The 18,772-nt window shown below is 58.3% G+C and carries 15 protein-coding genes, 2 tRNA genes and 1 pseudogene; 9 read left to right on the plus strand and 9 right to left on the minus strand.

What is annotated here, in order from left to right; all coding sequences use genetic code 11:
* Positions 1-447 precede the first annotated feature (447 nt).
* The 8 genes from AC07VI_RS10060 to acs all read right to left on the minus strand — a co-directional run bounded on the left by AC07VI_RS10060 (position 448) and on the right by acs (position 9,389).
* Entirely contained in the window at positions 448-1,740 is a 1,293-nt protein-coding gene (locus AC07VI_RS10060; RefSeq protein ID WP_494808786.1) for a DNA adenine methylase, read from the minus strand.
* A gap of 346 nt (positions 1,741-2,086) precedes the next feature.
* Entirely contained in the window at positions 2,087-2,926 is an 840-nt protein-coding gene (locus AC07VI_RS10065; protein ID WP_492992753.1) for a BglII/BstYI family type II restriction endonuclease, read from the minus strand.
* Positions 2,927-3,161: 235 nt separating this feature from the next.
* Positions 3,162-3,362, minus strand: a complete 201-nt coding sequence (locus AC07VI_RS10070) for a helix-turn-helix transcriptional regulator (protein WP_492992751.1) — start codon at positions 3,360-3,362, stop codon at positions 3,162-3,164.
* A 136-nt stretch (positions 3,363-3,498) separates the two neighbouring features.
* Positions 3,499-4,365, minus strand: coding sequence for a phage integrase N-terminal domain-containing protein (locus tag AC07VI_RS10075; protein WP_492992749.1), 867 nt, complete (start codon positions 4,363-4,365; stop codon positions 3,499-3,501).
* A 944-nt stretch (positions 4,366-5,309) separates the two neighbouring features.
* A complete protein-coding gene (locus AC07VI_RS10080; protein WP_492992747.1) occupies positions 5,310-5,489 on the minus strand; it encodes a hypothetical protein in 180 nt (59 codons plus the stop codon).
* Positions 5,482-6,792, minus strand: a complete 1,311-nt coding sequence (locus tag AC07VI_RS10085; RefSeq protein WP_492992745.1) for a tyrosine-type recombinase/integrase — start codon at positions 6,790-6,792, stop codon at positions 5,482-5,484. The genes AC07VI_RS10080 and AC07VI_RS10085 overlap by 8 nt, the downstream gene beginning before the upstream one ends.
* Positions 6,793-7,034: 242 nt before the next feature.
* Positions 7,035-7,125 (minus strand) — tRNA-Ser (locus AC07VI_RS10090).
* Positions 7,126-7,382: 257 nt separating this feature from the next.
* A complete protein-coding gene (acs, locus tag AC07VI_RS10095; RefSeq protein ID WP_099374709.1) occupies positions 7,383-9,389 on the minus strand; it encodes an acetate--CoA ligase in 2,007 nt (668 codons plus the stop codon).
* Between the two features lie 294 nt (positions 9,390-9,683).
* On the opposite strand from acs, the gene AC07VI_RS10100 reads away from it, so the two are divergent.
* From AC07VI_RS10100 to AC07VI_RS10125, 6 genes and pseudogenes are all read left to right on the plus strand, one after another.
* Positions 9,684-10,298, plus strand: coding sequence for a YqhA family protein (locus AC07VI_RS10100; RefSeq protein WP_070291168.1), 615 nt, complete (start codon positions 9,684-9,686; stop codon positions 10,296-10,298).
* Between the two features lie 105 nt (positions 10,299-10,403).
* The gene (locus AC07VI_RS10105) at positions 10,404-11,945 is read left to right on the plus strand and encodes a fumarate hydratase (protein WP_086144995.1); all 1,542 of its coding nucleotides are present in this window, start codon (positions 10,404-10,406) and stop codon (positions 11,943-11,945) included.
* 187 nt (positions 11,946-12,132) lie between these two features.
* Complete coding sequence (gene murI, locus AC07VI_RS10110; protein WP_086145077.1) at positions 12,133-12,933, plus strand: glutamate racemase; 801 nt, start codon at positions 12,133-12,135, stop codon at positions 12,931-12,933.
* A gap of 133 nt (positions 12,934-13,066) precedes the next feature.
* Positions 13,067-13,142 (plus strand) — tRNA-His (locus AC07VI_RS10115).
* A gap of 289 nt (positions 13,143-13,431) precedes the next feature.
* Positions 13,432-13,644, plus strand: coding sequence for a type II toxin-antitoxin system RelE/ParE family toxin (locus AC07VI_RS10120; RefSeq protein WP_494808790.1), 213 nt, complete (start codon positions 13,432-13,434; stop codon positions 13,642-13,644).
* Positions 13,644-13,941 (plus strand): annotated as a pseudogene (locus AC07VI_RS10125) (addiction module antidote protein). The gene AC07VI_RS10120 and the pseudogene AC07VI_RS10125 overlap by 1 nt, the downstream one beginning before the upstream one ends.
* 28 nt (positions 13,942-13,969) lie before the next feature.
* On the opposite strand, the gene AC07VI_RS10130 reads toward AC07VI_RS10125, so the two are convergent.
* Entirely contained in the window at positions 13,970-14,416 is a 447-nt protein-coding gene (locus AC07VI_RS10130) for a response regulator (RefSeq protein ID WP_157792379.1), read from the minus strand.
* A gap of 286 nt (positions 14,417-14,702) precedes the next feature.
* Between AC07VI_RS10130 and AC07VI_RS10135 the strand changes: the two genes are divergently transcribed.
* From AC07VI_RS10135 to AC07VI_RS10145, 3 genes are all read left to right on the plus strand, one after another.
* Complete coding sequence (locus AC07VI_RS10135) at positions 14,703-16,823, plus strand: TonB-dependent receptor family protein (RefSeq protein WP_492992742.1); 2,121 nt, start codon at positions 14,703-14,705, stop codon at positions 16,821-16,823.
* A gap of 328 nt (positions 16,824-17,151) precedes the next feature.
* A complete protein-coding gene (locus tag AC07VI_RS10140; RefSeq protein ID WP_099374711.1) occupies positions 17,152-17,817 on the plus strand; it encodes an FxDxF family PEP-CTERM protein in 666 nt (221 codons plus the stop codon).
* Positions 17,818-18,077: 260 nt separating this feature from the next.
* Positions 18,078-18,527: a hypothetical protein gene (locus AC07VI_RS10145; protein WP_086144991.1), complete on the plus strand. Its 450-nt coding sequence runs from the start codon at positions 18,078-18,080 to the stop codon at positions 18,525-18,527.
* Positions 18,528-18,772: the final 245 nt, after the last annotated feature.

Consider the following 18,772-nt stretch of genomic DNA (forward strand, 5'->3'; position numbering starts at 1 on the left):
GTATTGTGAATTAGGAGCAAGGGTCAGGTCCGCCATTTGGACACGGATTGGTGCTGTGGTTGCAGTAGAATCCCTTCGGTCTTTGTCGGCAGCATCGCGTGCAGAGGACGTGCGTTAGATGCTATAACTGACCGGGCTTCTGAAGTACTCAATGCATCAGCCCGTGGCCAAATGGCGGACCTGACCCCGACCCTTCCGAGGGTCGCCAGTTAGCAGTTTCGACATCAAACGAGTCGATTCTGACTATTTCGAGGGAGAAAATGTGTAACGTGCATCAATGCGCATAGCGGATCCTTGCAAGTAAATACTCAGACTATCAAAAACTTATACTACCGTTGCTCCGCTCCGCATCGGAACCATTAGAAATATTTGCAGAAGTCGAATATTAAATTCCGCCAGCTCAATTGCAAAACAGAAGGGTTAAAAAAAATAGATCGCACGCCTATTTTAAAGCTTCTTCGCAATAATCAGTGATTCCATGACTTTGCGAGACCGATCCTTACTTCTGCCCATCGTCATATGCGTGTGGTTCATCTCTTCAAACCAGACACGGTAACCTCGGCCAAATGTATTGCTCGCAAGTCCAATAAGCTCATCAATATCAATCATGCCAGTATTCGAATAGCTCAACAGCAAATCACTCTTAGAGTCTTTGACCCCTTCGAACATATCAACGAACGCCCCCTGGACCTGCGTCTTAATGCAGAATGGTGACTGATGCCTATCTACTCGATAGCGCCCCTTAACAACCGAGTCTTTCATAAATTGAAGCTCTGGATAATCATATCTAACAAGCGTCTCCATTGCATGATAGAAGCGCGAGTAATGAACAAACGCATATGGAGGATCGGCGTAAACGACAGACTTCTTAATCTTTCCAAGACACTCGCGATAATCGAGTGCCACTAATTCATGGTCTAGGTCAACCACGTGTTTCAAGTGCCATGCAAGTAACAAATCAAACTTACGTCGAAAGATTACTGGAACAGAAGTGCGGCGATATTTATTGATATCTGCCATACCCTCGACCGTCTTCGCATCGCGGTACTGAGCGTAATGTCCCGTTCCTTGGCTAGTATACGCCATAGCATGGAGCAAGCAGGTTAGCCCAAAATTGAAGTCGGCCTTGAGGATATGCCCATCCTGGTATAGTCCATCCAATACCTCTCGAATGGCATCGATCCATATACATTGCTCCGCACTCCACCAGGTCCCGGAGTATATTCGCGTAAAAAGGTGATGCGATGTGCTGAACTCCTTCATCAACAAAGATCGATTGCACTTCTCAATTTTGTTGAATGACGCAAGCGTCGATGTCGCAGGATAGTGCATCGTGGCTGGTAGCTCCGCAATGTTTCGCTCTGCAATTACGCTCGCCAAAGCGACCAAATCGAAGTTACCGATCCTTTCAGCCCGCTTGAGATATGTACTGGCAATAACGGACGAATACTCCTGGATGTCATTGGACACCACTTTAAACCTATCACCAAAGCCAGCGGTAATAGCACATGCTCCAGCAAAAAGATCGACCAACGGGCGACCGTGAGCACTGACTGCAGAAAGCCCTTCACCGACGAAATCCAAGATTTGGGCTTTTGATCCCATGTATTTGATAACTTGCGGATACGCGCGAGGCTCGTACTCGCCGATGGTTTGCCCACTGGAGCTTACGGGCATTTTTGATGCATTTTTGATATTTTTTTCAACTAGGAGCTCCATCAACTCTTTCTTTCTAAACAACTGCATTTCCGAGGGACTGGATCTTTTTCGAAAAGTATGATAACCCAAGATGGAAGCATACCAAAATTATTCTTCATTGTTGCTCTTTAGGCATTAATTGACGAAGTGCGGCACTCTGCAACTTGCAGGGCTGATGGTATGCAGGAGTTGTTTTCTCACACGGTCGCCCGAATTTGGCGCGTAACATGACTCCATATCAACACAATGAAGGAACGGCAAGCGAGCAGCCCAAAACAGCTACACGCGTATCAATCGCAATATTTGGCGGCAATGCCAACGGTAACTATATGGAGGGAACGCCCCGGCGACCCTCGCACAGAGGGAAGTTACATCGTCCGGCACGATACTAGATGAATTCCGCCAAAGGATCAGCCGGAGGGGCCGCCACGACCGCATCCGTTTCATCGTCTTGCTCGTCTTCGACAACTTCGATGATTGCGTGTCGATCGAACGTCACGATCGACGCAGGCATACCGATTAGTAGCAATGGGCAGGGGTTGCCAACACCACGATCAACCCGATCCATTAACTTCTTCCAGTGCGTTTGGGCTGCGCCGAATTTATTCGACACAAAGTTCTGCATCCAAGCTTCAGCGAAAGGTAAAGGGTCTTTCACCCGCGAAACCCGTTTGTTGACTGCGGCCCGCTGCTTTGGAGTTGGATCTAGTCCAATCGCGGTCAAATCGTCATAGGAACGAATATTTCGCTCTCGAGTGAACCTGGAAACCAATGAACGCATATCATCTTGCAGAGTTGTCCCCCTGGTAATAATGATGCCAACGCTAATTGCTCCCTCTGCATGAAGGCGCTTGAAGTTTTCGAGGTCGCGATCAAAGAATGGGTCCTTGTTGTTCCATTCAATCTCAAGCGCTACCACAGTACCATCAGGAAAAGTTCTGACATGATCAACCTCATGAGAAATCGACTCAAGCACTCTGCCGTTGATGGTCTTCTTGATCTCAAAATTTGTTTTCACCCAGCCCAAATCCGCCAGACTACGCCGCAAGCGTTGAGTGCCCTTGGTCTCCCCACCACCGGAACCAATAATCTCAGTAATGGGAATCTCGAAGTTGGCCAGACTCTGCTCAAGCTCATTGAGAACTACAGGGAAGTCTTTCTCCAAGATCGCAGCCGCATGCGAGAGAAGGTGAATCTCAAAACCACGTTGTGCAAGTTGGTCAAGCAAGATGTGCCCTCGATCGGTTCGACAACCTCGCATTGTATGCCAGCAAAACAATTCCAGCTAGATATAGAGGCTAACAACCTCGCGTCATTGCTGTGAAATCTGGAGCACGTTTTGTCATTTAGCGGGGACGGAAGCTTGCCCTGCGCGATCTCAGTCACTGTTCTTACCCCATGCACAACCTCCAGACCAATCTTGCAAGCTACTACCGATCCGGCCGCATTGCTCATTCTCTCGTTCAGATGCCCCCACGACTGGCATCAATGCAGCGCTGCTGCCACTGAGCGATTTCCTCTGCGTCCCACGCGACGGACTTGGGACCGATAGGAATTGGTGCTGGCAACACACCTGCCTTCACCTTGCGCCAGATTGTGGCGCGGGACCAGCCGGTGGCCTCGATTACCGCAGGCAAGCGGAGGAATTTTTTAGTCGTGGTCATAAGACTCTCCTTCGATTGATGAACTGCAAACAATGGAGAGTCATGCCGACTCTCCGCGATCATTCCGGCAGCCCCAGCGCTGCCCCTTCTGCATCTTTTCTATTCCATGCGCTTCGGCCCTGATGCAAGTGAGCGGTCATCTGCCCAGATAGATGGAAGTGACCTGTTCACGTCCATGTCCCATCTCCGTCGAAATCTTCATCCGCGCAGCTTGATCTGCGAGTTTTTGTGAAGCATCCAACTGCCTGGACGTCGCCCCGCCACTGGCCGGACTAGGTCGGCCAGTCAGCTCGGCATAGCGCCGCTGCGCGTACTCATGACGCAGCCCATGCACGCCATGGATGCCAGCCTTGTCGCACTGCGCCCGAAAGCGGTTCAACTGGTCCCGATACCGCAACTGCGCCGGAATCAAGCTGCCTTTGCCCGCCAGCGCCTTGGCCGCTTCCAGCACGGCGCGCTGCTGCGTAGTGGCAATCGGCACCTCCCGGTATTTGCCTCCCTTGGTCCAGCTATCCTTCAGCCGCAAGACGCTCCCGCCATCGGCCCATCCCGGCTTGATCTTGATGCTTTCCTCGCGCCGCAAACCAAACGCCGCCTGCAACTGCAGGGACATGCGCGTATACGGATCATTCACGCGGGCCAGCGTGTCGGCGTCCAGCACCTTCGCCTTCGATACATTCGTGACAAACACCCGCTCCGCGATCCCGTATTCGCCGTTGGTGCGGGCAATGATGTTCTCCTTGCCGATTTTCTCGGCCCACCAGCGCAGGGCGCTCATGCGATTCTTGATCGTTCCGGTACTGACACCATCCTGCTTCCACTTGTCGAGCAGCGCCGCCACATGCTTTGGTTTCAGACTGTCCACGCTCATATGCTGGAAGCCTCGGTCCGCCAGGTCGTTGGCGCACAGGTTTAATAGGCGCTCGCGGTCGACCTGCGTCGCAAAGCTGCCATCCCGGTTGCGGTGACACAGTTGCTTGAGCTGGTAGTTCAAGTCGCGCATGGCAAAGTCATCCTTCCGATCATTGGTTTTCACATCGATGCCGCGTGGTGTAATCCTGTCTGGTAAGTGTTTCTGGCCACCCTCACTGCCTCGGCAGAAAAGGTTGAATCAAGGGCCTCGGGACACCACTCCCGTGTATGCGGTTGCTGTTACTGCCTGCCCGCGCCGCATGCGCGTGTGGCACCGCTGCGCGCTCCCGGAGGGAGCTGCCGCAGCGGGGACCAATCACCCAGGGTCCATGGAGTGCACCTCGTGCACGGATCAACTTCAACTAATCAGCCCGTAGCGGGCGAAGGAAATCGCAAGGCTAGCCTGCGATGGAGAGGCATCTGGCCTCGTCACTGAACACCGTCACGCGGATGCTCTGTACTTGCCGCCTGGGCCTATGCCGTCGGCGGCGCGTCGTCACTGGCAGCACGCCGCCAGTAACGACGCGCGCACGTAGCCATGGCATGTGACGGCATACATGCCAGCATCGCACTTGCGGTGACGATACTGGCGACTCTGAAGCACATGCGCTGGCGGCAGCCGCGATGGCATCGCATCGCTGGCATTTCTGCTGACGGTGCGGCTTGCGGCAACGCCATGCTGTGCTTCATACGGTGCGCTACCTCGTGGGGCATGCGAACCAATCGGGGCAGGAGTCTTGCTCCTGTTTGAGGAAGCGCCCATCGGGCGCAATCATCCAGGCAATCCGACTTGCGGATTGTGGGATATGAAGACGCTGAAGGCAGCGCTTTATCGTGCCGAGATGTGCATGCTTCTGCATGGCCCGGCGATATATCTAGCAGAAACTGCTAAGTATCATGGTGGCGGGTGACGACCGCAACGCCTATGCCGCTAAGCATAGGGACATGCTCGATGCATGCCCTCGTGGGAGCGATTCCCACATAAGAGAGCTTCATTCTATGCCTGATATCGACGTTTGCAAGTGGTTCGTTTCGTCAAGTGCGCTTTTCGTAGTACGCAGAATTGGGACCGGCGCGGACTGGGCTGCTGCTACTGGCATTGACCGGCAGCGTTGCAGTCCGGACAAAGGCTCCGATAGCTAGTTTATGTAATTTTTCCTTGGAAGCGGTCTGCTTGATAAGCGCATCCGTGAGGCGCAATACATACTTAGACATGGTGCCCTCCTGTTCCGCCATCCCGGCTGAATTCGCCGCTAACCAGCGTTAATCTGGGCGTCTGCGGCGGCGCTCCCTTGCCGCTGACGGCATCGATATAGTCGGCCCAATCCTGCATCATCTTGCGCCGTTCCGCCAGGAACTGCGCCCGGTCATAGGCACTGGCCACCTTGTCCTTCGGTGCATGTGCCAATTGCCGGTCCACGACTTCATGCCGGTAGCCCAGGCGCTCCTTGATGGTGCTCATGGCCAGCGCCCGGAAGCCATGGCCGGTCATCTTTCCCTTGTATCCCATGCGTCCAAGCGCCACCAGTATCGTGTTATTGCTGATCGGCTTTTCGTGGTCGCGCTGATTCGGGAACAGATACTTGCTGCGGCCCGTGATCGCATGCAGTTCACGCAACAGCTCCAGCGCCTGGCGCGACAGGCAGACGTGATGGTTGGTCATATCCGGATTGACGGTCAGCTTGCCGCGCTTCATGCGTTGCCATGGAATGATCCACTCGCCGCGCTCCAGATCGATTTCACTCCAGGGCGTCTCGATCAACTCGCTGGTGCGCACAAAGCACAGCAGCATCAGCCGCAGCGCAATGCGCGTCGGCGCGAACATGCGTGCTTCGTTGCGGTCCAGAATGGCCAGGAACTGCGGTAGTTCGTCGGCGTTGATGGCGGCGAAGTGTCCGGCGCGGACGGTCTTCAACACATCCTTCATATCGGTGACCAGATTGCGCTCTGTGAATCCGCATTGAATCGCATAGCTGAAAATTGACGCACATACCGCCCTCAGGCGATGGGCGACTTCGCTTGCGCCACGCTCCTCGATCTTGCGCAGCGCGGCAATCAGATCGAGGTGCTTTATCTCATCGATCGGCATGCGACCGATGGCTGGAAAGATGTCCGCTTGCAGGCGCTGGATGGTGTTCTTGGCGGTGCGTTCGCTCCAGGTCGGCACTTTGTTGGCGTGCCACTCGCGGGCAATCTTTTCAAATGTGTTGGCGGCGCGCTCCTTCAATCGCCGCTTGGCGTCATCGCGGTGCTTGCCGGGATCGATCCCTTGCAGAATCAGGCGGCGGGTCTCCAGGCGCTTTTCGCGAGCATGCTGCAGCGTGATTTCCGGATATGGGCCGAAGGTCAGCAGGTTGTCCTTGCCGTTGGCCTGTCGGAACTTGAAGCGCCAGATGCGCGAACCGCTTGGTGTCACCTCGATGTACAAGCCGTCGCCATCAAACAGTTTGTACAACTTCTCGCGTGGCTTGGCGTTCCTGATCCGAGCGTCAGTCAGCGGAGCAATGATCTTGGGCATGATGCACCTCCACGTCAACGTGTTGAAAGAACACTATAGACAAGATGGTACAAATTAAAAGAGTAGACGATCAAGGGTATGCCGCCGATTCCACATCACCTACCCTAAAAAAAGCGCGATGCATTGAAATGGGCTGACACGACCTGAGACGCCGAAAAACGAAAAAACCGCTTAGAATCAAGGCTCTAAGCGGTTTTTGAGGGACTTCCTGAGACGTCCTGATCTTACTTAATTACTATCCGTGGCGGAGAGAGGGGGATTCGAACCCCCGATAGGCTATGAACCTATACACGCTTTCCAGGCGTGCGACTTCAACCACTCATCCACCTCTCCTGCAGGCAATGCGCCTTACTTGCACACACTGCGTACTATTTCTCGCTTGTCGCGAAGCCGCAGATTATAGCAAAGATTCTACGGACTGCCAAAGTTATTTACCGTGGGGTAAAACATTCAGGCATCGAAAGCAAACCCGCAAGGACTGGGGTCGGCCCCTGAGTGAGGGTCCGACCCCAGATGTTGATTTGGGTTTCGACTACCCAAGCATCATCGGCATACTTGGAGCGCCCGACCCCAGGTGTTGCTTGGGGCTGTTAAGACGCTTCCTTCAGCTGCTCCAGAATCGCCGGATTTTCCAGCGTCGACACGTCTTGCGTAATCGTCTCGCCCTTGGCCAGCACGCGCAGCAGGCGGCGCATGATTTTGCCGGAGCGGGTTTTCGGCAGGTTGTCGCCGAAACGGATTTCCTTCGGTTTCGCAATCGGGCCAATTTCCTTGCCGACCCAGTTGCGCAGCTCCAGGGCCAGTTTCTTCGCCTCCTCGCCTGTCGGACGCGCCTGCTTGAGCACCACGAAGGCGCAGATCGATTCGCCTGTCGTGTCGTCCGGACGGCCGACTACCGCCGCTTCGGCCACCAGCGGGTTGGCCACCAGGGCCGACTCGATTTCCATCGTGCCCATGCGGTGGCCCGACACGTTCAGGACGTCATCGATGCGGCCCGTGATGGTGAAGTAGCCCGTGTCCTTGTTGCGGATGGCGCCGTCGCCTGCCAGGTACATCTTGCCGCCCAGTTCTTCCGGGAAATAGCTGGACTTGAAGCGCTCGGGGTTGTTCCAGATCGTGCGGATCATCGATGGCCATGGGCGCTTTACCACCAAAATGCCGCCCTGGCCGTTCGGCACGTCCTGGCCCGCTTCGTCGACGATGGCGGCCATGATGCCCGGCAATGGCAGGGTACAGGAACCGGGGACCATCGGCGTGGCGCCCGGCAATGGCGTGATCATGTGGCCGCCCGTTTCCGTTTGCCAGAAGGTATCGACGATCGGGCATTTCTCGGCACCGATGTGCTTGTAGTACCACATCCACGCTTCCGGATTGATCGGCTCGCCGACCGTGCCCAGCAGGCGCAAGCTTGTCAGGTCGTAGTTGCTTGGATGAACTTTCGGGTCCACGTCGGCCGCCTTGATCAGCGAACGGATGGCCGTGGGGGCCGTGTAGAAAATGCTGACGTCGTGTTTCTTGATGGTTTCCCAGAAACGGCCCGCATTCGGGTAGGTCGGGATGCCTTCGAACACCACCTGCGTGGCGCCCACGGCCATCGGGCCATACGCGATGTAGCTGTGGCCCGTCACCCAGCCGATGTCGGCCGTGCACCAGAACACGTCGTCGGGCTTGATGTCGAAACTCCACTTCATCGTCAGCGCGGCCCACAGCAGGTAGCCGCCGCTCGAGTGCTGCACGCCCTTCGGCGTGCCCGTCGAACCGGAGGTGTACAGGATGAACAGTGGATGCTCGGCATCGACCCATTCCGGCTCGCATTGCGCGCTCTGGCCTTCGACCAGGTCGTGCAGCCAGGTGTCGCGGCCAGCCACCATCGGCAGGTCGCTGCCCGTGCGTTGATACACGATGACGTTTTTCACGGAATCGCAGCCGCCCAGCGCCAGCGCTTCGTCGACGATGGATTTCAACGGCAGTTTTTTGCCGCCGCGCAATTGCTCGTCGCCCGTGATGACGGCCACGGCGCCCGCGTCGATGATGCGTTCCTGCAAGGACTTGGCCGAGAAGCCGCCGAAGACGACGGAATGGGTGGCGCCGATGCGCGCGCAGGCTTGCATGGCGGCAACGCCTTCGACGGACATCGACATATAGATGATGACGCGGTCGCCCTTGGCGATGCCCTTGGCTTTCAGGCCGTTGGCGAATTTGCAGACTTTTTCGTGCAACTGTTTATATGTTGCCTTGGTAACGGTGCCGTCGTCCGCTTCGAAGATGATGGCCGTCTTGTCGCCCAGGCCATTTTCGATGTTGCGGTCCAGGCAGTTGTAGGACACGTTCAGCTGGCCATCTTCGAACCATTTGTAGAATGGCGCGTTGTCTTCGTTCAGGGTGCGGGTGAACGGCTTTTTCCAGCTCAGGTTTTCGCGCGCCAGTTTGGCCCAGAAGCCCTCGTAGTCGCGTTCGGCGTCGGCCACCATGGCGCGGTAGGCGTCCATGCCGGAAATCGTTGCCTGTGCGGCAAACGCCGCCGACGGTTCAAATACGCGCGACTCTTCTGGTCCCTGCTGCTGTGTGCCCTGCCCTTGGTTCTCTGTACCGGCCATGCTAGTCTCCAGTGTAGTAATTGTTTGCTAACACGATAAGCGCCGTGTCTTACGGACGCCTTACAGTCAGCGTTTTCCTCTATCAATTCTAACCATAATCGCCACAAGCGACAGGCGTCAAGGGAACGCCCTACGGCATTCTGGATGGAAAAACTGATAACGCGCCAACTACTTGATGCCGCTTTGCGTTTCATCAAGGCCAAGAATCCAGATTGAGGGCATGCGCAGTGATCAGCAGCAAGTGTAAAATGTCGGGCATACCAAAAATTGGTATTTACCCCCAGGAAACTCCAGATGATCGACCACTTACAAAAGCCCAAACATAGCAAACTGCATCCCCTGTCCGCCTTCATCTTCATGTCGCGCTGGCTGCAGCTGCCGCTGTACCTGGGCCTGATCCTTGCGCAATGCGTGTACGTATTTCATTTCTGGGTGGAACTGTCGGACCTGATCGGCGCCGTGTTCGGCAATGACGCGGCCCTGCAGCACGTCTTGACGGCCGTGGCCGTACCGGGCGGCGCCCTGCCGACCAAGCTCAACGAAGCGACCATCATGCTGGTGGTGCTGGGCCTGATCGACGTGGTCATGATCTCGAATCTGTTGATCATGGTCATCATCGGCGGCTATGAAACGTTTGTCTCGCGCATGCACCTCGACGACCACCCGGACCAGCCGGAATGGCTGTCGCATGTGAATGCGTCCGTGCTGAAGACGAAACTGGCGATGGCCATCATCGGCATTTCGTCCATCCACCTGCTGAAGACCTTCATCAATGCCAACTCGTACAAGATCGAAGTGATCATCGCGCAAACGGTGATACACATGGTCTTCATCCTGTCGGCCATGGCGATTGCCTACACGGACCGCATCATGACCGTGACGCAGAACCAGGCAAGAGCACCCCATTAACAAGAAGCCCATGGCTGCCAGCGGCGGCCATGGGCTTTTGTCATTCCAATGCAGTAACTAGTATGAGTAAAGAGTCTTACCCTTCTTATCCACCGCGAGAACACCATGACTGTCATAAAGCAAGAAGACCTGATCGAATCCGTCGCCGCAGCGTTGCAGTACATTAGCTACTACCACCCTGCTGATTACATCGAGCACCTGGCGCGCGCCTACGCGGCCGAGCAAAGCCCGGCGGCAAAGGATGCGATCGCGCAAATCCTGACCAACTCGCGCATGTGCGCGGAAGGCAAGCGTCCTATCTGCCAGGACACGGGTATCGTCAACGTCTTCCTGAAAATCGGCATGGGCGTGCGCTTCGAGGGCTTCTCCGGCACCGTCACCGACGCCGTCAACGAAGGCGTGCGCCGCGCCTACAATTTCGACGACAACAAGCTGCGCGCCTCCATCGTGGCCGACCCGCATTTCGACCGCAAGAACACCAAGGACAACACGCCGGCCGTGGTCCACATGGAACTGGTCGAAGGCAATACCGTCGACGTGAAGGTCGCCGCCAAGGGCGGCGGCTCGGAAAACAAGTCGAAGATGATCATGATGAACCCGTCCGATTCGCTGGTGGACTGGGTCATGAAGACCGTGCCGACCATGGGCGCCGGCTGGTGCCCGCCCGGCATGCTGGGCATCGGCATCGGCGGCACGGCCGAGAAAGCCATGCTGATGGCAAAAGAAGTGTTGATGGAAGACATCGACATGTTTGAGCTGAAGCAACGCGGCCCGCAGAATAAACTGGAAGAATTGCGTATCGAGCTGTGCGACAAGATCAACTCGCTGGGCATCGGCGCGCAAGGCCTGGGCGGCCTGACGACCGTGCTCGACGTGAAAATCATGATGCACCCGACGCACGCCGCGTCGAAGCCGGTCGCCATGATCCCGAACTGCGCCGCCACGCGCCACGGCCACTTCGTGCTCGACGGCTCCGGTCCTGCCTACATGACGCCGCCATCGCTGTCGTCGTGGCCGGAAGTGCACTGGACGCCGGACACGGAAAAATCCAAGCGCGTCGACCTGAACACCCTGACGAAAGAAGAAGTCGCTTCGTGGACGCCGGGCCAGACCTTGCTGTTGAACGGCAAGATGCTGACGGGCCGCGACGCCGCGCACAAGCGCATCCAGGACATGCTGGCCAAAGGCGAGGAATTGCCGGTCGATTTTAAAAACCGCGTGATCTACTACGTCGGTCCCGTCGACCCCGTGCGCGACGAAGCCGTCGGCCCGGCAGGTCCGACGACGGCCACGCGCATGGACAAGTTCACCGACATGATGCTGGAAAAGACGGGCCTGATCGCCATGATCGGCAAGGCCGAACGTGGCCCTGTCGCCATCGAATCGATCCAGAAGCACCAGTCGGCCTACCTGATGGCCGTGGGCGGCGCCGCCTACCTGGTGTCGAAAGCCATCAAGCACGCCAAGGTGCTGGGCTTTGCCGACATGGGCATGGAAGCCATCTACGAATTTGACGTCGTCGACATGCCGGTGACGGTGGCCGTCGACGCGAAGGGTACGTCGGTGCACAACACGGGCCCGAAAGAGTGGCAGGCGAAGATCGAGCAACTTAATAGCGTCAGCAAGATTCCCGTGACGGTCGCTTAAACAAGCTCTACCATAGACGCCGCGCGGCAACACCAGCGCGGCGTTTTTTTATTTTCATCGGCTTCGGCTTTATATGACTTTTACCTTAAGTAATAGCGCAAATCTGGGGTCAGTCCCTTCGGGATCTGCTCCACTGGAGCAGATTCCCCCAGCGGGTCTGTCCCCGGCAGTCAAGCTGCCTGTCGGCATTTTTGACTCCGGCGTGGGCGGCCTGTCCGTGCTGCGCCATATCCGCGCGCAGCTGCCGCAGGAGGATTTGATTTACTTTGCCGATTCCGCCTACGCCCCGTATGGCGACAAGACGGAACAGCAAGTGGTCGACCGTTCGCTAGCGATCACCGCCTTTTTGTTGCAGCAAGGCGCGAAAGCGTTAGTCGTGGCCTGCAACACGGCCACCATCGCCGCCATCAAGGCGCTGCGCGCGCGCTACCCGGACCTGCCCATCGTCGGCGTCGAGCCGGGCCTGAAACCGGCGGCAAGCATCAGCCGCAACGGCAAGATCGCCGTGCTGGCCACGGAACGCGCCTTGCGCGGCGACAAGCTGCTGGCCCTGCGCGAACAGGTCAGCAGCGCGACCGGCGCCACGTTCATCCTGCAGCCCTGCATCGGCCTGGCCGACCGCATCGAGCAATGCGAGCTGGGCAATGATCCGCTCGACGCCACCAGCGCCATGCTCGAACGCTATATCGCCCCCATGCTGGAACAAGGCGTCGACACCCTGGTGCTCGGCTGCACGCACTACCCCTTCGTGCAGGACGCCATCGAACGCACGGTGCGCGCGCATACGCAGGAAACGATCACCCTGGTCGACACGGGCGACGCCGTGGCGCGCCAGCTGGCCCGCCTGCTCGACGCTGCCAGCTTGCGGCGCATCAATAACGACGCGCCGCGGCTGCAGGGCTACACGACGGCCAAGGTCGAATCCCTGGCGCAAGCCTTCGCCGGCTTGCTGGACTTGCAGCCGCCCGTGGCACACCTGTCCGTGTGAGGGAAAACGGGGCTTTTCAGGCAATCTTCCGATTCTTTGAAAAAGACTGCATTTAGATTTGCCACTTTGCCGAGTTCTTTGTATAATTCGGCACCTGTTCAGCAAAACAGCTAAACAGGCAAGTAAGACAGTGGTGGCTGTAGCTCAGTTGGTAGAGTCCAGGATTGTGATTCCTGTTGTCGTGGGTTCGAGCCCCATCAGCCACCCCACAGAATTAGCGGTAAATAAAAGGGTTACATGCTTCGGCTTGTAACCCTTTTTTCATTTCCGCGCACTTGCATGAGGCAGCTGCAGCCCTCGCCTGCGCGGCATGCCAGGCAAACGCATCAGCTAACAAAGCCAGCCTGCGCGCGGCAGTCAAACTTGATGCATACACTGAATTTTCCGTATCCCGAAAAATACACTGGTATGTGTGAAAAACCTCCATACCACCGCCACGTTCGATGACCGGTTCAGCAAGCTGAAGGATCGGAAAGCTTTTTCCGCATTCAGGCCCGTATTGATCGTGCCGAAGATGGCAACTTCGGTGATTGCAAGCCTGTCGGTGGCGGTGTTTCGGAAATGCGCATTGATTGTGGTCCCGGCTACCGCGTTTATTTCACTCAACGCGGCATGGAAATCATGATCCTGCTCGCTGGCGGCGACAAGTCAATGCAGGCGAAGGCTATCAAAACGGCGCAGCAGCTCGCGCAAGCACTCCAGGAGGTCTGATGGCACAGAAACTCAACCAATGGGATAGCGCACAGCATCTCAAAACCGAAGAGGATATCGTCGCCTACTTTGAAGCTTGCCTGGAAGAAGCTGGCGACGACGCATCCTTCATCGCCAAAGCGCTAGGCAATATTGCCAGGCGCACGCGGCATGACGCAACTTGCCAAAGACACGGGACTGGGACGGGAAAGTTTGTACAAGGCGCTGTCCGGCGAAGGCAAGCCGCGCTTCGACAGCGCTTGGAAGGTGACGCATGCACTCGGTTTGCAATTTCGCGCCGCAGCGCTGACCACTTGAGCAGCCATCAGCCTGGGCAGCGGAAAGGCTACCCCGCCAGCACCGACTGCACCGTCGTCGCCAGGTCTTCCATGCGCACGGGCTTCACGAGGAAGTGGCGAAAGCCCACGGCCAGCGCGTCGTCCATGTACATGGGCAAGCTGTGGCCGGTGACGGCGATCAGCACGGCGTTGGCCGTGTCGGGATTGTTGTGCAGGCGGCGGCCGATTTCGATGCCGCTGATGCCGGGCATTTCGATGTCGAGGTAGACGGCGTCGGGCACGCACAGCTTGACTTGCTCGACGGCCATCTGCCAGTTGCGCACCACCACGGCGTGGTGGCCCAGCGCTTCGAGCAGCATGGCCAGCGATTCGCCCACTTCCTGGTTGTCGTCGACCACCAGCAGATTGAGTTTGCGCGCGGCCGTGGCCGGCCTGTCGCCCTGGCGGCGCTCCACGGAGGAACTACCTGGCGTCGTTTCAGTTGTCTGGCTCATTGTACGTTCACGTCTGAGGGCTGCAAAAGCGGCAGTATACAAGAAGCGCGCGCAATGCCGCCGCACCCCAGCAATGGCGCCAAGCAACAATCCGGGCAACGGCTGTACCGCGCCAACAACACTTCCCCGCCCCATCGGCCATGCGCCTGCCACTACGCGGTATGCGCAATTGACGAATAAAATGAGAATCATTATCATTCTTATCCCCTTGCGCCGGATGCCTACGCCACGATGTTGTCGCGCCGCCTGAGCGAACGCGCAAACCTTGTCATTAGGAGATCCACGCATGGCCGCCACTTGTTCCCCACTGCCGTTTTCCCTGCGCCCATGCGCGCTGGCCATCGCCCTCGCCAGCCTGGGCGCTTCCCTCGCCGCGCAGGCGCAGGACGCCAATGGCGCCAATAGCGCCGATAACGCCGGCCCCATCCTGGAATCGATCCAGGTCAGCAGCAACCTGCTGGGCACCAGCATGGCCGCCAGCACGAAGAATTTCGCCGGCGCCCGCACGCTGGTGCAGAAGGACGACATCGAGCGCTCGGGCGCGTCCAGCGTCAGCGACGTGATGCGCCGCATTCCCGGCGTGCAGATCAGCGACAACTCGGGCAGCGCCGGCAGCGCCGTGTCGCTCAACATCGGCGTGCGGGGACTGGCCGGGCGCTATTCGCCGCGCAGCACGGTCTTGCTCGATGGCATACCGATGTCGGTGGCGCCCTATGGCCAGCCGCAGCTGTCGTTCGCGCCTGTCAGCCTGGCCAATATCGAGACGGTCGACGTGGTGCGCGGCGGCGGCGCCGTGCGCTTCGGCCCGCAGAACGTGGGCGGCATCATCAACTTCAAGACGCGCCGCGTGCCCGCCACGGCCGGCGTCACGGGTGACGCCACCGTGCGCTACAACGCTTACAGCGAAGTGGGCCACAATACCCAGGCCAGCGTGTTTGCCGGCACCCAGCTCGACAATGGCCTGGGCCTGGCCGTGCTGTACTCGGGCATCCGCGGCAGCGACTGGCGCGTGGCCAGCGACGAGAAGGTCAACGACTTCGCGCTGAAGTTCCGCTACGACCTCAGTCCCACGGCCGAGATCTACGGCAAGCTGTCCTACTACGACGTCAATTCGCGCACGCCGGGCGGCCTCACCGCCGCCCAATACCAGCAGGACCCGTTCCAGAACACGCGCCGCGGCGACTTCTGGAGCGGCGAGCGCAAGGCCTTCGACATCGGCTACCTGAATGCCATCTCGGGCACCCAGGAAGTGGAAGTACGCGCTTACTACAACAAGAGTTCGCGCCAGAGCACGCTGGTCAACGCCACCGGCACCGGCATGGGCCACCAGCCGCGCAACTATGAAACCATGGCCGTCGAGCCGCGCTACACGCAGCGTTTTACTACGGGCAAGGTCACGCAGGACCTCACCGTCGGCTACCGCTACCTGGCCGAACGGGCCGACGAGAGCGTCTACAACGTCGTCATCGCCACGGGCGTGCAGCAGGCGCCCACGCGCTTTGCCGACAATGCCACCGATGCGCAAGCCGTCTACATCGACAACAAGATCGCCATCGACGCGTGGCGCATCACGCCGGGTGTGCGCTACGAGCACATCAGGACGGAGCGCATCAACCACCTGCCGGCCGATGAAAGCATCGAGTTGATCAATAACAAGGCCCTGCCCTCGCTGAACGTGGCGTATCTGCTCAACAGCAACACGACCCTGTTCGCCAACTACAACAGTTCCTTCGGCGCCGTGCAAAACACGCAGCTCAATGCGCAATCGGGCAAGAACCCGCTGCAGCCGGAACTGGCGAAAACGGCCGAGCTGGGCGCGCGCTGGAAGAGCGGCCAGCTCTCGGCCGAGGCGACCTTGTTCAACATCAAGTTCGACAACCAGATCCAGTCCGTGGGCAGCGGCAGCAACGTCACCTTCTACAACGTGGGCGCGACGCACCACCGGGGCCTGGAAACGGCGCTCGACTACCGCTTCGACCAGTCCGGCCCGCTGGCCGGCTTGAATGCCTACGCCACCTACACCTACACCAAGGCCACCCTGCAGGATGGCGCGAACGCGGGCAACGACGTGCCTTACTACTCGCGCAACACGGATACAGTGGGCGCCCACTACCAGCTGGGCGCCTGGGGTGTTGATTTGTCGAGCAGCCACCAGAGCCGCCAGTTCGCCGACGACGCCAACACCGTGGCGGAAAGCGCCAAGGGCGACGTGGGCCTCATTCCCGCTTTCCGCACATGGAACGCGCAAGTGAAATGGAAGGTGCCGGGCCAGGCTGGCCTGGAACTGCTCGCCGGCGTCAACAACCTGGCCGACAAGCGCTATTTCACGCGCACCAACGACGGCAACCTGGGCAAGATGGTGGGCGCGCCGCGCATGGTTTACCTGCAGGGCCGCCTGGCGTTCTGATGGCCGCGCGCGGCAGCGCCTATCGAATCGATATGCCGCCGCGCCCCCAGCGGCATGCAAGAACCTGCATCGTTGTTGTAACGATGCAGGTTTTTTTTCACCCCGATGTCACAAAAATACTCTGATGCAAGTACAGCCCAGGCCCGCTTCGCCCCGGTCGAATATTGCAATGAGTTTATTTCGTCAATAACTTGCATTGTGGGTATAACTAATTTCACAATCGCATCTTTTTTTAGCGAGCGCTTGTTCTTTGTGTGAGTTTTGGTGATATTCTTTAAATGTCATTTAGGAAATAAAATTAACTTTTAACCAAGCAAATGGATCACACATGAAAACGCCTGCCACTCTCTGCAAGATCGCCGCACTGGCCGCCCTGCTCACCACTGGCGCCGCCAACGCCGCGAGCGAACTGGTGGTCAATGGCAGTTTTGAAAACAACGTCATCGCTTCCGCCTGGGCGCCCGTCAGCAGCGTGACGGGCTGGACATCGTCGGCCAGCGGCAGTTCCGCCTTTGAAATCCAGAAGGGCGCCACGCAAGGCGGCCTGGGCGGCTTCAACCCCGTTGCCGCCAACGGCGTGCAATACCTGGAACTCAATACGGACCGCCTGACGTCCGTTTCGCAAGCGATCGCCACGACGGCCGGCGGCACGTATGCGCTGTCGTTTGCCTACTCGGGCCGTCCCGACACGCCGGGCGGCGCCAACAGCCTGATGAATGTCTACTGGGGCTCCACCCTGCTGACGCCGACGGCGCTGTCCGGCAACACGGGCGGCATCTGGCAAGCCTACAGCCAGAACGTGACGGCGCTGGGCGCCTCGACCCTGCTGCGCTTCGAATCGGTGGGCCCCGTTTCCGCCCCCACCTACGGTTCCTACCTGGATAAGGTCTCGGTGACGGCCGCCGTGCCGGAACCGGAAACCTACGCCATGATGCTGCTGGGCCTGGGCATGCTCGGTTTCGTGGCACGCCGCAAGGCCGCCGCCAGGGTTTGATCCCCGCCACGTCGCCTAAGCCGTCCCGCCGCAAGGCCGGGCGGCTTTTTTCATGGCGCCGCCCCTGTAGAAAGTTTCACGGAGTGTTGCCCAAAAGAATTAAATTGGGACTACAATAGCGTTTCTTATATCAAGCAATGCCCAGCATCGCTCCGCCAAGGCCCCTACCCCGCCTTGATCATCAGCACGCATTTATTGAACAGGAAGGCTGGCGCTGCCGGGTCCGTTTCTGCGCCTGGCGCCGCCACCAAGCACGCACCATGTCTGAAGAAAAAACCATCACTGAAACAAGTTCCTACGGCAAGGAAACGCCCGTCGGACGTCCCGATATCGATGGCCGCGCCGGCATTTTCGTGCCCACGGCCGAATTTGACATCGACAATACCACCACCATCCGCAAGGGCGCGGGGATCGTCGGCTTCGGCAACCTCGATGGCAGCCTGACCGTGTATTTCGAGGCGAACCGCTTCGATGAAAGCAACCTGCACAAGTGGGAACACAAGGCGCGCAAGGCCTATGACCGCATGGTCATGGGCGCGCCCACGGTATCGAAGGCGAAGATCGATGCGCGCATGCTGGAACAGGTGGGCATCATCGATGGCATGGGGATCAATCTCAAGCATCCGGAGCGCCTGCGGCACTGGCTGGCCATCTCGAACGTGCCCGACACGGCGCCGGAAGAGCCCGTGGTACGCTGGAAGAACCGCTGATCGGCGGAAACGCGGGCCTGGCCGCGTGACGAGGTGTTGTCCTACAAGGTGTCGGACAGTCATCCGATGCCCATGAGCATCAACTCGTCCTATGATGCAAGCATGCCCACCGCATCCACACGCCGCCTACCACTCAGGAGTACGACATGTCCCGCCTCATCCCGATCAGCTTTGGTGCCTTGCAAATAGGTCTGGCCGCGGCGGCGATGTATCTCCTGTGCTCGGCGGATGTGCTGCACCAGGCG

This window comes from Janthinobacterium sp. GW821-FHT03A03 (genome assembly GCF_059421435.1).

Coding starts and splice junctions, on each gene's coding strand:
- AC07VI_RS10070 (WP_492992751.1), bottom strand. CDS start 3,362: ATGACCACGACTAAAAAATTCCTCCGCTTGCCTGCGGTAATCGAGGCC.
- AC07VI_RS10075 (WP_492992749.1), bottom strand. CDS start 4,365: ATGCGCGACTTGAACTACCAGCTCAAGCAACTGTGTCACCGCAACCGG.
- AC07VI_RS10080 (WP_492992747.1), bottom strand. CDS start 5,489: ATGTCTAAGTATGTATTGCGCCTCACGGATGCGCTTATCAAGCAGACC.
- AC07VI_RS10085 (WP_492992745.1), bottom strand. CDS start 6,792: ATGCCCAAGATCATTGCTCCGCTGACTGACGCTCGGATCAGGAACGCC.
- acs (WP_099374709.1), bottom strand. CDS start 9,389: ATGGCCGGTACAGAGAACCAAGGGCAGGGCACACAGCAGCAGGGACCA.
- AC07VI_RS10100 (WP_070291168.1), top strand. CDS start 9,684: ATGATCGACCACTTACAAAAGCCCAAACATAGCAAACTGCATCCCCTG.
- AC07VI_RS10105 (WP_086144995.1), top strand. CDS start 10,404: ATGACTGTCATAAAGCAAGAAGACCTGATCGAATCCGTCGCCGCAGCG.
- AC07VI_RS10130 (WP_157792379.1), bottom strand. CDS start 14,416: ATGAGCCAGACAACTGAAACGACGCCAGGTAGTTCCTCCGTGGAGCGC.
- AC07VI_RS10135 (WP_492992742.1), top strand. CDS start 14,703: ATGGCCGCCACTTGTTCCCCACTGCCGTTTTCCCTGCGCCCATGCGCG.
- AC07VI_RS10140 (WP_099374711.1), top strand. CDS start 17,152: ATGAAAACGCCTGCCACTCTCTGCAAGATCGCCGCACTGGCCGCCCTG.
- AC07VI_RS10145 (WP_086144991.1), top strand. CDS start 18,078: ATGTCTGAAGAAAAAACCATCACTGAAACAAGTTCCTACGGCAAGGAA.